This window comes from Allostella sp., from assembly GCF_041913585.1.
Classification (GTDB): Bacteria; Pseudomonadota; Alphaproteobacteria; order ATCC43930; family Allostellaceae; genus Allostella.
Genome location: NZ_JAYSFE010000117.1, coordinates 1 through 14,415 on the forward strand (window position 1 = coordinate 1; position 14,415 = coordinate 14,415).

General features: G+C 71.8%; 11 protein-coding genes, 2 tRNA genes and 1 pseudogene. 8 read left to right on the plus strand and 6 right to left on the minus strand.

Annotated features, from left to right (window positions below):
- The 4 genes from ACE3Q3_RS18830 to ACE3Q3_RS18845 all read right to left on the minus strand — a co-directional run bounded on the left by ACE3Q3_RS18830 (position 1) and on the right by ACE3Q3_RS18845 (position 2,147).
- Positions 1–76 (minus strand) — tRNA-Asn (locus ACE3Q3_RS18830).
- 63 nt (positions 77–139) lie between these two features.
- Positions 140–1,321: a PQQ-dependent sugar dehydrogenase gene (locus ACE3Q3_RS18835; protein ID WP_374448717.1), complete on the minus strand. Its 1,182-nt coding sequence runs from the start codon at positions 1,319–1,321 to the stop codon at positions 140–142.
- Positions 1,318–1,947, minus strand: a complete 630-nt coding sequence (locus ACE3Q3_RS18840) for a 2OG-Fe(II) oxygenase (RefSeq protein ID WP_374448719.1) — start codon at positions 1,945–1,947, stop codon at positions 1,318–1,320. Before ACE3Q3_RS18840 ends, ACE3Q3_RS18835 begins: the two co-directional genes overlap by 4 nt.
- A gap of 126 nt (positions 1,948–2,073) precedes the next feature.
- Positions 2,074–2,147, minus strand: a tRNA-Cys gene (locus tag ACE3Q3_RS18845).
- Positions 2,148–2,393: 246 nt separating this feature from the next.
- Here ACE3Q3_RS18845 and ACE3Q3_RS18850 point away from each other — a divergent pair.
- The 5 genes from ACE3Q3_RS18850 to ACE3Q3_RS18870 all read left to right on the plus strand — a co-directional run bounded on the left by ACE3Q3_RS18850 (position 2,394) and on the right by ACE3Q3_RS18870 (position 9,764).
- Complete coding sequence (locus ACE3Q3_RS18850) at positions 2,394–3,068, plus strand: protein-L-isoaspartate O-methyltransferase (RefSeq protein WP_374448721.1); 675 nt, start codon at positions 2,394–2,396, stop codon at positions 3,066–3,068.
- A gap of 41 nt (positions 3,069–3,109) precedes the next feature.
- Positions 3,110–4,486 (plus strand): TolC family outer membrane protein, encoded by a 1,377-nt coding sequence (locus ACE3Q3_RS18855; RefSeq protein WP_374448723.1) that lies wholly within the window; start codon positions 3,110–3,112, stop codon positions 4,484–4,486.
- 37 nt (positions 4,487–4,523) lie between these two features.
- Positions 4,524–5,159: a DUF2497 domain-containing protein gene (locus ACE3Q3_RS18860; RefSeq protein ID WP_374448725.1), complete on the plus strand. Its 636-nt coding sequence runs from the start codon at positions 4,524–4,526 to the stop codon at positions 5,157–5,159.
- Between the two features lie 63 nt (positions 5,160–5,222).
- Entirely contained in the window at positions 5,223–7,901 is a 2,679-nt protein-coding gene (locus ACE3Q3_RS18865; protein ID WP_374448727.1) for a valine--tRNA ligase, read from the plus strand.
- A 360-nt stretch (positions 7,902–8,261) separates the two neighbouring features.
- Entirely contained in the window at positions 8,262–9,764 is a 1,503-nt protein-coding gene (locus tag ACE3Q3_RS18870; RefSeq protein WP_374448729.1) for a M81 family metallopeptidase, read from the plus strand.
- 51 nt (positions 9,765–9,815) lie between these two features.
- Here ACE3Q3_RS18870 and xth read toward each other — a convergent pair whose 3' ends face one another.
- Together xth and erpA are read right to left on the minus strand one after the other, a co-directional pair.
- On the minus strand, positions 9,816–10,589 hold the full coding sequence (xth, locus tag ACE3Q3_RS18875; RefSeq protein WP_374448731.1) for an exodeoxyribonuclease III: 774 nt from the start codon (positions 10,587–10,589) through the stop codon (positions 9,816–9,818).
- A 3-nt stretch (positions 10,590–10,592) separates the two neighbouring features.
- Positions 10,593–10,964 (minus strand): iron-sulfur cluster insertion protein ErpA, encoded by a 372-nt coding sequence (gene erpA, locus ACE3Q3_RS18880; RefSeq protein WP_374448733.1) that lies wholly within the window; start codon positions 10,962–10,964, stop codon positions 10,593–10,595.
- 115 nt (positions 10,965–11,079) lie between these two features.
- Between erpA and ACE3Q3_RS18885 the strand changes: the two genes are divergently transcribed.
- The 3 genes and pseudogenes from ACE3Q3_RS18885 to ACE3Q3_RS18895 all read left to right on the plus strand — a co-directional run.
- Positions 11,080–12,246 carry a deoxyguanosinetriphosphate triphosphohydrolase gene (locus tag ACE3Q3_RS18885; RefSeq protein WP_374448735.1) on the plus strand — a complete coding sequence of 389 codons (1,167 nt, stop codon included), beginning with the start codon at positions 11,080–11,082 and terminating at the stop codon, positions 12,244–12,246.
- A 39-nt stretch (positions 12,247–12,285) separates the two neighbouring features.
- On the plus strand, positions 12,286–14,043 hold the full coding sequence (gene argS, locus ACE3Q3_RS18890) for an arginine--tRNA ligase (protein WP_374448737.1): 1,758 nt from the start codon (positions 12,286–12,288) through the stop codon (positions 14,041–14,043).
- Positions 14,040–14,415, plus strand: a pseudogene (locus ACE3Q3_RS18895) (hypothetical protein); the annotation flags it as partial. The gene argS and the pseudogene ACE3Q3_RS18895, both read left to right, overlap by 4 nt.

Below are 14,415 nucleotides of genomic sequence, written 5' to 3' on the forward strand. Positions count from 1 at the left end.
TGGCTCCCCGGGCCGGACTCGAACCAGCGACCCAGCGGTTAACAGCCGCTTGCTCTACCAACTGAGCTACCGGGGATCAGCGCGGCGCGGCTTATAGCAGCCGACTTGCGGGATGCCAACCCTTTGTTGCGGCCGCGGTTCAACCGGCCGTGAGGCGCAGGATGCGGTCGTCGCCCGGGCGCGGACGGCCGCGCCCGTCGCGGTTGTTGGTGAGGAGATAGAGGGCGCCGTCGGGGCCGGCGACGGCGTCGCGCAGGCGCCCCAGCGGCCGGCGCGAGCCGGCGGCGAACCCGCGCGCGACCGCGGTGGCGCGCCAGCCGCCGGGACCGCGCTCCAGGCGCACCCGCAGGAGGGCCTCGCTGCGCAGGGTGGCGACGAAGAGGTCGCCCCGCCAGAAGGCGGCGCCCGAGGGCGGCGTCGCCTCGTCCGGCCAGGCGAGGATCGGGTCGACCCAGCGTGGGTCGCCGGGTGCCCCGACGGCGAGCGGCCAGCCGTAGTTGCCGCCGCGCCGCACGAGGTTGATCTCGTCCAGCGCGCGCAGTCCGAACTCGCCGGAGGGCCCGTGCTCGCTGGCGAAGAGCTCGCCGGTCGCGGGATGGAAGGCCAGCCCCTGGACGTTGCGGTGGCCAAGCGACCAGACCGGCGAGCCGGGCAGCGGGTTGTCCGGCGGGACGGCGCCGTCCGCGGTCACGCGCAGGATCTTGCCGCCGAGGTCGGCCGCGACCTGGGCCCGCGGGGCGTCGAAGATTTCGCCGGTGGCGACGTAGAGCATGCCGTCGGGGCCGAAGGCGAGGCGCCCGCCATTGTGGAAGCGGGCCCCGGGGACGCCCTGGAGGACGACGCGGTCGAGCCGTGCGCGGTCGCCCTCCAGCACCAGGCGGACGACGCGGTTGCCGACCTCGCCGGCCTCGGCATGGGTGTGCATGGCGTAGAGGTAGGGACGCGCGGGGAAGCCGGGATCGAGTGCCAGCCCCATCAGCCCGCCCTCGCCGCCCTGGCGCACCCCGAGCGTCGCCACCGGCTCGGCGGCGAGGCGGCCGTCCGCGACGAGGCGGATGCGGCCCGGCCGCTCGCTCACCAGCGCCCGGCCGTCGGGCAGGAAGACCAGCGACCATGGCGCTTCCAACCCCTCCACCCAGCTCTCCACCCGGACCCCGGCGGGCGTCGCCACCCGCGCATCGTCGAAGGGCTGGGGCCGCGGGCCCCGCACCGGATCGCCGAGGGCGGCGGGTGCAAGTGCAGCGGGCGCAAGCGCGGCCGACGCAAGGGCCAGCGCCCAGGCGAGGGCGGCCGCGAAGCGGCGGGCCGCGGGGAAGGTCACCGGAACGGTTCTCCCGATATCCAGCAGGCGAGGCTGTAGCGCAGCCCGGCCGTCACCGGCGTCACGCGATGGAGCTGCCAGGACGGGAAGACGATCATCGTGCCGCGGTCGCGCCGGGTCGGCGTGATCCGCTCCGAGAAGCGCAGCTCGAGGTCGCCGCCCTCGTAGGCGGCGGGGTCGGAAAGCTGGATGACGACGCTGAGCTTCCGCAGCACCGGCGGCCCATCGCCCAGGTCCTGGTGCCAGCCGTAATGGTCGCCGCCGGCGCCGTAGCGCGCGAACTGGATCGCCTCGCCCATGCCGAGCAGCGTGAAGCCGAAGAACCGGTCGTTGGCGGCACGCGCGATCTTCTCAATGCGGCGGTAGAGGAACTGCGTCTCCGGCGCGGGCGGCAGCCAGGCGATCGTCGACTGCCGGATTTCCGGATGGACGCCCTCGCCGGCCTCCCCGGCGCTGCCGGTCCGGCCCAGCGCCGCCTCGCCCAGCGCGATCACCCGGTCGCACTCCTCGGCGTCGAGGGCGTCGGGGCGCATCGTCATCCCGCTGTAGGCGCGCTCGTGCGCCGCCAGGTCGAAGGGCCAGAGGAGGGGGCGGGACAGTCGCGGGCGGCGGGCCGGTTTCGGCATCGAACGGGTCTCCAGGCGCGGGTCGAGCGGCCGGAAGACGGGGGGCGGCGGGCCGGATGGGCGGTCGGTCTGACGCCCGGGCGGACGGCCCGGCCGGTCGATCCGGCGGTGCGGGCTCAGGCAGGTTGGAGGCGCGGCCCGGAATCGAACCGGGATAAACGGATTTGCAGTCCGGTGCCTAGCCACTCGGCCACCGCGCCCCGGACGTGCGGGATTGAGCGGTCCCCCGAGGTCGGCCGTTCTATACGCGGCCGCGGCCGGCACGGTCAAGGCGATGGCGCGCCCGGTCGGTGCCCGAAAACCGTTGGTCGCTGGGGGGATAGGCGCCGTCGTGGAGCAATCGGTCGCGGGCGTCGGCCGGCGGGTGATTGCGTTCTCCGCAGTGCAGCAAGTATAAAACCCGCCCGTGCGCCGCCCGCGGCGACGATCGGATTCGCGACCAGCAAGTGGACAGACCCGACGCCATGGCGATCGACTACGCAGCGGCCCGCGCCAACATGGTGGAGAGCCAGATCCGGCCCAACAAGGTGACGGACCCGGCGGTCATCCAGGCGTTCCTCGACGTTCCGCGCGAACGCTTCGTGCCGCCGGCGCTGCGCGGCGTCGCCTATGTCGACGAGGACATCCCGATCGGCGCCGGCCGCTACCTGGTCGAGCCCATGGTGCTGGGGCGGCTGCTGCAGTTCTCGGCCCCGCGATCGGCGGACCTCGCGCTCGAGATCGGTTCCGGCACCGGCTACGGGACCGCGGTCCTGGCCCGTCTCGTGGGGTCGGTCGTCGGCATCGACAGCGATGCCGAGCTGGTCCGGACCGCGACCGCCAACCTCGCCGCGCTCGGCGTCGAGAACGCGGTCGTGACCGAGGGAGCCTTCCTGGAGGGCTGCCCGAAGCAGGCGCCCTTCGACCTGATCCTCTTCTCGGGCGCGGTCGCCGAGGTGCCGGCCGCGGTCGAGGGGCAGCTCGCCGAGGGCGGCCGGCTGCTGGCGGTGGAGGTCGCCGACGGCGTCGGGCGGGCCGTCGTCGTCCGCCGGACGGGCGGCGCGCTGTCGCGGCGTATCATCTTCGACGCGGCGACGCCGCTGCTGCCCGGAACCGCGCGCAAGCCCGAGTTCGTGTTCTGATTTGCCGCCTGCCGCCGATGCGGCGGGCGTGGAGGGTGCCGATGGCCACGAAGCGAACAGTGAGGCGGATGGTCGGCGCGGCGTGGCTGGCAGCCGCGGCGACGCTGCCGGGAACCGTCGGCGCGCAGACCCTCGAGGAGGTGCTGGTCAGCACCTACAACACCAATCCCCAGCTCCTGGCCGAGCGCGCCCGGTTGCGCGCGCTCGACGAACTGGTGCCGCAGGCGCTGGCCGGGTGGCGGCCGACGGTGCAGGCGTCGGGCTCCTACGGCATCTCGCGCGAGCGCACCGAGGTCCCGGGCTTCCGTCAGACCGAGCGGCTCAATCCCTTCAGCACCAGCCTGCAGGTGAGCCAGCCGCTCTATCGCGGCGGCCGCACCGTGGCCAACACCGAGCGCTCGGTCTTCCAGATCCAGGCGCAGCGGGCCCAGGTCTTCGTCGTCGAGCAGCAGGTCCTGTTCGCGGCGGTCCAGTCCTACATGAACCTGTTCCGGGCGCTGGCGGTGGTCCAGCTCAACGCCAACAACATCGAGGTGCTGAAGCGGCAGCTCGAGGCGGCCCAGGACCGGTTCCGGGTCGGCGAGGTGACCCGCACCGACGTCGCCCAGGCCGAGTCGCGGCTCGCCCGCGCCGTCGCCGACAAGCGCCAGGCCGACGGCAACGTCGAGGCGGCGCGCGCCACCTTCGAGCGGGTGAGCGGGCTGATCCCGGTCGACATCAGCTTCCCCAAGCGGGTGCCGAAGACCCCCACGACGCGCGACGAGGCCAAGCGCCTCGCCGAGGCGAACAACCCGCAGATCGTGTCGGCGCGGTTCAGCGAGCTCGCCGCGCGCAGCAACGTGCGCTCGATCACCGGCGAGCTGCTGCCGACGGTCTCGCTCGACGCCTCGGTCACCCACAACGACGAGTCGCAGAACATCAACACCAAGGTCACCACGGGCCAGGTGGTGGCGCGGGTGACGGTGCCGCTCTACGAGGCGGGTTCGACCTATTCGCGCGTCCGCGAGGCGAAGCAGACGGCGGGCCAGCGGCGCATCGACATCGAGACCAGCCGCCGCAGCGCCGTCGAACTCGCGAGCTCGCGCTGGGACACGCTGCAGTCCGCCCGCGCCCAGATCGAGGCCCTGCGCGAGAACATCCGCGCCGCCCAGATCGCACTCGACGGCGTGCAGCAGGAGGCGGCGGTCGGCTCGCGCACCGTCCTCGACATCCTCGATGCCGAACAGGAACTCTTCAACGCCCGCGTCAATCTGGTCAGCTCGCAGCGCGACGAGATCGTCGGCATCTACGACCTGACGGGCGCCACCGGCCGGCTGACGGCCCGCTATCTCGGCCTGCCGGTCGAGATCTACGACATGGACGCCTACTACGAGTCCGTGAAGGACAAGTGGTTCGGGCTGGGCGACCCTCTCGACTAGACGCCGCCGCGGCGGACGGCGGCGAAGGCAGGGCAGGATGAGCGAACGGCGCGGGCCGGCCGAGCAGTCGATGGAGGAAATCCTGGCGTCGATCCGCCGGATCATCTCCGACGACGGCAGCCGGACGGCCGCGGCGCCGGCGCGCGAAGCCGGCCGCGATTCCACTGGCCGCGATCCCACTGGCCGCGATCCCAAGGTGGAGCCGGTCATCGCCATGCCCCTCGGACCGGCCCCGGAAGCGCCCGAGGCCGGTGCCGCCGGCGAGCGCGCCGCCGAGGGCGAGGCGCTGCGCGTCGAACCGATCCGGATCGAGCGCCGGGGCCGCCGCCGCGCCGCCCCGGCCGACGACATCCTGGAACTGACCGAGGTCTACCAGCCCGGGATCCTGCCCGAGGCCGACGGCCGCCAGGAGCCGCCGGCACCGCTGGTCTCGGCCGATGCCGCCGCCGAGGCGGCCGCCGCCTTCGCCGCCATCGGCCGGGCCGGACAGGCCGCCGCGGGGGCCGAGTTCGGGACGCTTCTCATGGGCGGCGGACGCACCGTCGACGAGCTCGTCCAGGAGATGCTGCGGCCGATGCTGAAGGAATGGCTGGATTCCCGCCTGCCTGCTCTCGTAGAAGCGGTCGTCCGCGAGGAGATCGAGCGCATCGTACGGCGCTCCAACCTGCGCTGACGGATCCCCCGCCGCACCAACGCGGCGGCGGCTGGTGGTTTCGGGAAACGGGGTTCCCCTTCGATGATCGAGAAGACCTATCGCCCGGCCGAGGTCGAGGCGAAGCACTATCGCCGCTGGGAAGAGTCGGGCGCCTTCGCGGCCGATCCGGGCTCGTCCAAGCAGCCCTACACGATCATGATCCCGCCGCCGAACGTCACCGGCAGCCTGCACATGGGCCACGCGCTGACGTTCACGATCCAGGACGTCCTCATCCGCTACCACCGGATGCGCGGGCGCGACGCGCTGTGGCAGCCGGGCACCGACCATGCCGGCATCGCCACCCAGATGGTGGTCGAGCGCCAGCTCGCCGAGAAGGGCATCGTCCTCGACCGGCCCGGCGTCGTCGCCGACGCCAACACGCAGACCATCGGCCGCGACGCCTTCATCGAGAAGGTGTGGGAGTGGAAGGCGGAATCGGGCGGCACCATCACCCGCCAGCTCCGCCGCCTCGGCGCCTCGCTCGACTGGCCGCGCGAGCGCTTCACCATGGACGAGGGGCTGAGCCGGGCGGTCCGCAAGGTCTTCGTCGAGCTGCACCGCCAGGGCCTGATCTACCGCGACAAGCGGCTGGTCAACTGGGACCCCAAGCTGCACACCGCCATCTCCGACCTCGAGGTCGAGCAGCGCGAGGTCAAGGGCCACCTCTGGCACTTCCGCTATCCGGTCGAGGGGATGGAAGGCACTTTCGTCACCGTCGCCACCACCCGGCCGGAGACGATGCTGGGCGACACCGGCGTCGCGGTCCATCCCGACGACCCGCGCTTCCGCGGTCTCGTCGGCCGCAACGTCGTGCTGCCATTGGTCGGCCGGGCGATCCCGATCGTCGCCGACGAGTATGCCGATCCCGAGACCGGGACCGGCGCGGTCAAGATCACGCCCGCCCACGACTTCAACGATTTCGAGGTCGGCCGGCGCCACAAGCTGGCGGCGATCAACATCTTCGATGCCGACGCCCGCCTGCTCGACACGGTGCCCGAGCCCTATCGCGGCCTCGACCGCTACGAGGCGAGGAAGCGCATCGTCGCCGACATGGAGGCGCTCGGCCTCGTCGAGAAGGTCGAGCCGCACACCCACGTCGTGCCGCACGGCGATCGCGGCGGCGTCGCCATCGAGCCGTGGCTGACGGACCAGTGGTACGTCGACGCCGCCACCCTGGCGAAGCCGGCGATCGCCGCGGTCGAGAGCGGTGCGACCCAGTTCGTTCCGCGCCAGTGGGAGAACACGTTCTTCGAGTGGATGCGCAACATCCAGCCCTGGTGCGTCTCGCGCCAGCTCTGGTGGGGCCACCAGGTCCCGGCCTGGTACGCGCCGGACGGCACCGTCTTCGTCGAGGAGACCGAGGCCGGGGCGGTGGCGGCGGCGCGCCGCCATTTCGGCCGCGATGTCGATCTGGTCCGCGATTCGGACGTGCTCGACACCTGGTTCTCCTCCGCCCTGTGGCCGTTCTCGACCCTCGGCTGGCCCGAGAAGACGCCCGAACTCGCCCGCTACTATCCGGGCGACGTGCTGGTGACGGGCTTCGACATCATCTTCTTCTGGGTCGCCCGGATGATGATGATGGGCCACCATTTCATGGGCGACGTGCCCTTCCGCACCGTCTACATCCACGCCCTCGTGCGCGACGCGCGCGGCCAGAAGATGTCGAAGTCGAAGGGCAACATCATCGACCCGCTCGAGCTGATCGACCGTTTCGGCTGCGACGCGCTGCGCTTCACGCTGGCGGCGCTGGCGGCGCCCGGGCGCGACATCAAGCTGGCCGAGGCCCGCGTCGAGGGCTACCGCAACTTCGCGACCAAGCTGTGGAACGCCGCCCGCTACGCCGAGATGAACGGCTGTGTCAGGGTCGAGGGCTTCGATCCGACGGCGGCGAAGCATCGCGTCAACCGCTGGATCGTCGGCGAGGTCGCGCGCGCCGCCGAGCGGCTGGAGCAGGAATATGCGGCCTACCGCTTCAACGACGTCGCGAACGTCCTCTACCAGTTCGTCTGGGGCACCTTCTGCGACTGGTATCTCGAATTCACCAAGCCGATCCTGGCCGGCGGCGACGCCGAGGCCGCGGCCGAGACGCGGGCGACCACGGCCTGGGTGCTCGACCAGATCCTGCTGCTGCTGCACCCGGTCATGCCCTACATCACCGAGGAGCTGCGCGAGCAGCTGGGCGGCGGGCCGGCCCTCATCACCTCGCCCTGGCCGGTCTATGGCGAGGTGCACCGCGACGCGCCGGCGGCGGCCGAGATGGGCTGGGTCGTGCGGCTGGTGTCGGAGATCCGCACCATCCGGGCGGAGATGAACGTGCCGGTCGCGGCCGAGGTGCCGCTGCTGGTCAAGGGCGCGGGCGCCGAGACCGAGGCGCGCCTTGCGACCCATGGCGACCTGATCCGGCGGCTGGCGCGCCTGGCTTCGATCGCGATCGCGGCGGGCGAGGTGCCGGCGGGCGCCGCCCAGGCCGTGGTCGACGAGGCGACGATCGCGCTGCCGCTGGCCGGCATCATCGACCTCGCCAAGGAGCGGGCCCGGCTCGCCCGCGAGGTCGGCAAGCTCGGCGACGAGATCGCGAAGATCGAGAAGAAGCTGGGCAGCGCCGACTTCATGGCGAAGGCGCCGGAGGAGATCGTCGAGGAGCAGCGCGAGCGCGCGCAGGCCGCGCAGGAGGCGAAGGCGAAGCTCGAAGCCGCGCTGGCGCGGATCGCCGCGGCCTAGGATCGCCGGCCTCAGGCAGGCGCCGCGATGGCGCCCTCCCCGCGCGCCTCAGGCGCCGCGGCGCTGCTCGCGCTCGTCGCGCCAGCGGCCGAAGAGCCGCCGCCGATGGGCGTAGGTCACCCGGCACTTGATGGTCGAGTAGATCATCCGCAGGCTGCTCATCGCTCCGGACTCCGGCGTTCCCGTCCTCGCGGACCCTAGGGGCCGATGGTGACGAACCCGTGGCACCTCGGTGGCAGGTCGATGAGGGTTCGGCGAGGGTTCGGCGAAATCGCTTGATCGCGGCCCCGGCCCATGGCGACCATCGCGCCCGGTGCGGGTCCGCACCGGCATCGGTCAGCGAAATCCGAGGACAGTAGAATGGCGCGCATCGCCGTCGCAGGCTTCCAGCACGAGACCAACACCTTCGCCCCCGCCAAGGCGACCTACCAGGCCTTCGTCGAGGGCGGCGGCTGGCCGCCGCTGCTGCGCGGCAACGAGCTGCCGGCGCGCGTCCACGGCATGAACCTGCCGATGGCGGGCGCGATCGAGGTGCTGCAGAAGCGCGGCCATGCGGTGGTGCCGATCGTCTGGGCGGCGGCCGTGCCGTCCTCCTACGTCACCCAGGACGCCTTCGAGCGCATCTCGGCGCTGATCGTCGGCGACTTGGCCGCCCAGGGTCCCTACGACGCCGTCTATCTCGACCTGCATGGGGCGATGGCGGTCGAGCAGTTCGAGGACGGCGAGGGCGAGTTGCTGCGCCGGGTGCGGGCGATCGTCGGCCCCGACATCCCGGTCTTCACCAGCCTCGACCTGCACTCGAACACGACGCCCGAGATGGTCGAGTTCTCCAACCTCATGGTCGCCTACCGCACCTACCCGCATGTCGACATGGCGGAGACGGGCGGACGCGCCGCCGCCCTGCTCGACCGCGCGCTGAAGGAAAAGCGGCCGGTCCACAAGGCCTACCGCCAGCTGCCCTTCCTCATCCCGCTGACCTGGCAATGCACCTTCGTCGAGCCCGGAAAGTCGCTCTACGACTTCTGCGCCTCGCTCGAGGGCGGCGACGTGCTGTCGGTGTCCTTCACGCCCGGCTTCCCGGCCGCCGACATCCACCATTGCGGCCCGGCGGTGCTGGCCTACGGCTGGACCCAGGAGGCCGCCGACGAGGCCGCGGACAAGATGGCGAACGCCGTGGCCGAGGCCGAGATGGCCTTCGCCGGCAAGCTCTACGATCCCGATTCGGTGGTGCAGGAAGCGGCCCGCATCGCCCGGGAAGCCTCCCGGCCGGTCGTCATCGCCGACACCCAGGACAATCCCGGCGCCGGCGGCAACTCCGACACGACGGGCCTGCTGGCGGCGATGATCCGCAACGACGCGCAGAACTGCGCGCTCGGCCTGCTCTGGGACCCCGCCTCGGCCAAGGCCGCCCATGCGGCGGGGGAGGGGGCGACCATTCACCTCAAGCTCGGCGCGGTGTCCGGCGTCCCGGGCATCGAGCCGGTCGAGGGCGACTTCCGGGTCGAGAAGCTGGGGGACGGCAAGTTCACCTGCACCGGCCCCTTCTACGGCGGCGCCCACATGGAACTAGGGCTGATGGCGTGCCTGTCGATCGGCGGCGTGCGCATCGCCGTCTCGTCGAAGAAGTGCCAGGCGGCCGACCAGGAGATGTTCCGGCATGTCGGCATCGAGCCGACGAAGCTCTCGATCCTCGGCCTCAAGAGCTCGGTGCATTTCCGTGCCGACTTCCAGCCGATCGCGGAAACGATCCTGGTCGTCGAGGCGCCGGGCCCGATGATCGTCGACCCCGCCAACCTGCCCTTCACCCGCCTGCGCGCCGGCGTGCGCATCAACCCGGGCGGGCCGGAGTTCAAGGCGGCCTGAACGGCGCCGGGCCTTCGACCGCGCGTCGGAGGCCCGCCTTCTACCCGAAGATCAAGCGTCGGCCAGCGTACACCAGACGGGCGTGTGGTCGGAGGCGCGCTCGCGGCCGCGGGGGTCCTTGTCGATGCCGGATTCGCCGAGCCGGTCAGCCGCCTGCGGCGACAGCAGCAGGTGGTCGATGCGCAGCCCGTGGTCGAGTTCCCAGCGCCGCTGGACATAGTCCCAGTAGGAATACTGGTGCGGCTCGGGATGCAGGGCCCGGAAGGCGTCGGTGAGGCCGAGATGGAGGAGGGTGCGGAAGCGCGCCCGGCTCTCCGGCCGGCAGAGCGCGTCCTCGGCCCACTTGACCGGGTCGTAGACGTCCTCGTCGGTCGGGCAGACGTTGTAGTCGCCGCCGAGCACGAAGGTCTCCTCGGCCGCCAGCAGTTCGCGGACGTGCGGGACGAGCCGGTCCATCCAGGCGAGCTTGTAGTCGAACTTCTCGCCGGGCGCGGGGTTGCCGTTCGGCAGGTAGATGGAGGCGACGCGCACGCCGGCCACGGTCGCCTCGATGTAGCGCGCCTGCGGGTCGTCGTCGTTTCCGGGCAGCCCGCGGCGCACGTCCTCGATCGGGCGCTTCGCCAGGATCGCGACGCCGTTGTAGGTCTTCTGGCCGTGCGTCGCGACGTTGTAGCCGAGTTCCTCGATCTCGGCGGCCGGGAAGGCCTCGTCGACGCACTTCAGTTCCTGCAGCAGGACGATGTCCGGCCGCGCCTCGGTCAGCCAGGCGACGAGGTTGGGCAGCCGCGCCTTGACCGAGTTGACGTTCCAGGTGGCGATCTTCAAGGGTCAGATCGCGAACGAACTGCCGCAGCCGCAGGAGGAGGAGGCGTTCGGGTTGGTCATGCGGAAGGAGGCGCCGACCATCTCCTCGACATAGTCGAGGGCGGCGCCGTTGAGGAGGTCGAGCGAGGTGTCGTCGACCACCACCGAGACGCCGTGGGCGGTGAACTCGTGGTCGTCGGCGGTGCGCTGGTCGTCGAAGCTGAAGCCGTACTGGAAGCCCGAGCAGCCGCCGCCCGAAACGGACACGCGCAGGAACATGCCGCGGAACTCGTCCTGCTCCTGCAGTTCGCGGATGCGGCGGGCGGCATTCTCGGTCAGCGTCATCCGACGCCCGTCGATCGGATCGGCGTCGATCAGGTTGGAGCCTTCGGGCATGGGAACCTCGCGTTCGGAGCCCCATATGTAATCCGTGTCGGGGACGGGTCCAAGGGGCGCCGTTTCGGCGCGATTGCCGGTCCCCCCGCGCATCGGATAGGGTTCCGCACCGATCATGGCCGCCGCCGCCCTCGCCCCCTACGCCTGCCGGCCGGAGGAGACGCGCGGCCGCCGCACGGCCGAGCCCGAGAGCCGCACCCGGACGGCCTTCCAGCGCGACCGCGACCGGATCATCCACTCCACGGCCTTCCGGCGCCTCGAATACAAGACCCAGGTCTTCGTCAACCACGAGGGCGACCACTACCGGACCCGCCTCACCCACTCGATCGAGGTGGCGCAGATCGCCCGTTCGCTGGCCCGCGCGCTGGCCCTCAACGAGGACCTGGCCGAGGCCGTCGCGCTCGGCCACGATCTCGGCCACACGCCGTTCGGGCACGCCGGCGAGGAAGCGCTCGGCGCCGCCATGGCCGCGTTCGGCGGCTTCAGCCACAACGACCAGACCTTCCGCGTCCTGACCCTGCTGGAGCGCCGCTATGCCGCCTTCGACGGGCTCAACCTGACCTGGGAGACCCTGGAGGGGACGGTCAAGCACAACGGTCCGCTGGCGGGTCCGCGTCCGGTACCGCCGACCATCGCCGCCTACGACCGCGAATGTCCGCTCGACCTCGCCGGCTGGCCCGGGATGGAGGCGCAGGTGGCGGCGCTCGCCGACGACATCGCCTACAACAACCACGACATCGACGACGGGCTGCGGGCCGGCCTCTTCACGCTCGACGACCTGGCCGACGTGCCGCTGGCCGGGCCCGTCTTCGCCGAGGTCGCCGCGGCCCATCCCGGCATCGAGCCCGCGCGCATCATCCACGAAGGGGTGCGGCGGATGATCGACCGGATGGTGGAGGACCTGCTGGCCGAGACCCGGTCGCGCCTCGCCGACCTCCGGCCCCGGTCGGCCGAGGACGTGCGCCGGGCCGGCGGGCCCGTCGTCGCCTTCAGCGACACGATGCGCACCCACGACCGCGCCCTCAAGGGCTTCCTCTTCGAGCGCATGTACCGCCACTGGCGGGTCAACCGCATGGCGAGCAAGGCGCGCCGGGTGGTCCGCGACCTCTTCGGCCTCCTGGTCGCGGAGCCGAACTGCCTGCCGGGGGACTGGCAGGTGCAGATCGACGGGCCGGGCACGGCGCGCGCCGTGCGGGTCGTGGCGGACTACATCGCCGGCATGACCGATCGCTTCGCGCTCGACGAGCACACGCGGCTGTTCGACGTCCATGCGCGCACCTGACGCGGGACAAAGGCCCGGAATCGGGGCATAGGGAGGGCCATGAACGTCTTTCACCACTTCCACGACCGGGTGCTGGCCGCCGTCGCCGGCCTCCAGGCGGCGGGGCGGCTGCCCGCCGGGCTCGACCTCTCGCGCATCGTCGTCGAGCCGCCGCGCGACCCGGCGCATGGCGACCTGTCGACCAATGCCGCCATGGTCCTGGCGAAGCCCGCCGGCGCCAATCCGCGCCAGGTCGCCGACATGCTGGCCGAGGCCCTGAAGGCTGGCGAAGGCGTGGTCGCGGTCGAGATCGCCGGTCCCGGGTTCCTCAACCTCCGCCTGGAGCCGGGATTCTGGCGCGAGCGCATCCGCGACGTGCTGCGCCAGGGCGTCGCCTACGGCGACTCGACGATGGGGCAGGGGCAGCGGGTCAATGTCGAGTACGTCTCGGCCAACCCGACCGGGCCCATGCATATCGGCCATGCCCGGGGTGCGGTCGTCGGCGACGCCCTGGCGGCACTCCTGGAGAAGGCCGGCTTCGACGTCACCCGCGAGTACTACATCAACGACGCCGGCGGCCAGGTCGACGTGCTGGCGGCCTCCGCCCACCTGCGCTACCGCGAGGCGCTGGGCGAGGAGACCGGGCCGATCCCGGAGGGCCTCTATCCCGGCGACTATCTGCGCGCCGTCGGCGAGGCGCTGGCCGAGCGCGACGGCGATCGCTGGCTCGACGTGCCCGAGGGCGAGTGGCTGCCGGTCGTCCGCCGCTATGCCATCGACGCCATGATGGCGATGATCCGCGACGACCTGGCGGCGCTCGGCGTCCACCACGACGTCTTCACCTCCGAGCGCAGCCTGGTGGACGCCGGCGCCATCGAGCGCGCGCTGGAGGTGCTGGAGGACCGGGACCTCATCTACACGGGCGTGCTCGAGGCGCCCAAGGGCAAGCTGCCCGAGGACTGGGAGCCGCGGCCGCAGACCCTGTTCCGGGCGACCGCATCCGGCGACGACGTCGACCGGCCGCTGCGCAAGTCCGACGGCAGCTGGACCTATTTCGCCGCCGACATCGCCTACCATCTCGACAAGTATCGCCGCGGCTTTTCGACCCAGATCGACGTCTGGGGCGCCGATCACGGCGGCTACGTCAAGCGGATGCAGGCGGCGGTGGCGGCGGTCAGCGGCGGGGCGGCGGCGCTCGACGTCAAGATCTGCCAGCTCGTCAACCTGCTCGAAGCCGGCGAGCCGGTGAAGATGTCGAAGCGCGCCGGCACCTTCGTCACCCTGCGCGAAGTCGTCGACGCGGTCGGCCGCGACGTCGTCCGCTTCATCATGCTGACGCGCAAGAACACCGAGACGCTGGACTTCGACCTCGCCCGGGTGCGCGAGCAGTCGAAGGACAACCCGGTCTTCTATGTCCAGTACGCCCATGCGCGCGCGCATTCGGTGCTGCGCCACGCGCGCGAGACGATGGCGGACGCCGATCTTTCGCCGGCCGCCCTGGCGGGGGTGGATCTGTCCGGCATCGCGGATCCGGCGGAACTGGCGCTGGTGCGCATGATGGCCCAGTGGCCGCGCATCGTGGAGAGCGCGGCGGAGGCGCACGAGCCCCACAGAATCGCGTTTTTTCTCTATGATCTGGCCAGTTCCTACCATATGTTGTGGAACAAGGGCAAAGACGACGCAAGTCTTCGCTTCCTGGTGCGGGACGACGAAAACCTGACGTTGGCCCGCTTGGCTTTGGTCCAGGCGTTCGCCCTGGTCATCGCAGCGGGGCTCCGGGTCTTCGGCGTCGAACCCGTCGAGGAGATGCGCGCATGACCATCGAGCTCAATCACGACGCCGCCGAGCGGGCGCTCGGCCGGGACTACGGCAGCGACGAGCGGCGGGCGCGCCCGTGGCTGATCGGGGTGGTCGCGCTCGCCGTGATCGGCACCTTCTGCGGCATCGTCTGGTACGCCTACACCCAGGGCCTGAACCAGGGCACGCGCGGCGGCTCGGTGCCGATCCTGCGCGCCGACCCGGCGCCGACGCGCGAGCGCCCGGCCGAGCCCGGCGGCATGAAGGTCCCCCACCAGGACAAGCTCGTCTACGATCAGGTGGCCCGCGGCGGCGCCAGCCTGCCGCCGACGGTGGAGCGGATGCTGCCGCCGCCGGAAACGCCGATCGCCCGCCCGGTCGCGCCGCCGGCCG